The sequence below is a fragment of the Halomonas sp. SIMBA_159 genome, assembly GCF_046536035.1.
GTDB classification, from domain to species: domain Bacteria; phylum Pseudomonadota; class Gammaproteobacteria; order Pseudomonadales; family Halomonadaceae; genus Vreelandella; species Vreelandella venusta_A.
In genome coordinates, this window is sequence record NZ_JAWJBT010000471.1 from 1 (window position 1) to 276 (window position 276).

Here is a 276-nt window from a genome sequence, read left to right on the forward strand (position 1 = left end):
GCTCGATTACGGCGTGCCAGACGAGTTCATGCAGCGGATGAAAGGCGGCCATACCGGACTGGCCGCAGTGTTGGATACCGGCAGGCCAGGGCCAAATTTCGCCTATCGCTTCGATATCGATGCCTTGCCGATTGACGAAGACGCCACATCACAGCATGTGCCAGCAGAGCTCGCATTCCGCTCGCAAGTTCCCGGCATGATGCACGCTTGCGGCCACGATGGCCATGCCGCTATTGGGCTAGGGCTGGCCAAGTACTTGGCGAGGGAAAAAGGCAG

At 59.8% G+C, this 276-nt stretch carries 1 protein-coding gene; it reads left to right on the forward strand.

Going from position 1 to position 276, the window contains the following annotated elements; translation table 11 throughout:
* A partial coding sequence (locus tag R0J87_RS20065) for a M20/M25/M40 family metallo-hydrolase (RefSeq protein WP_498888451.1) occupies positions 1-276 on the forward strand: 276 nt, incomplete at both ends.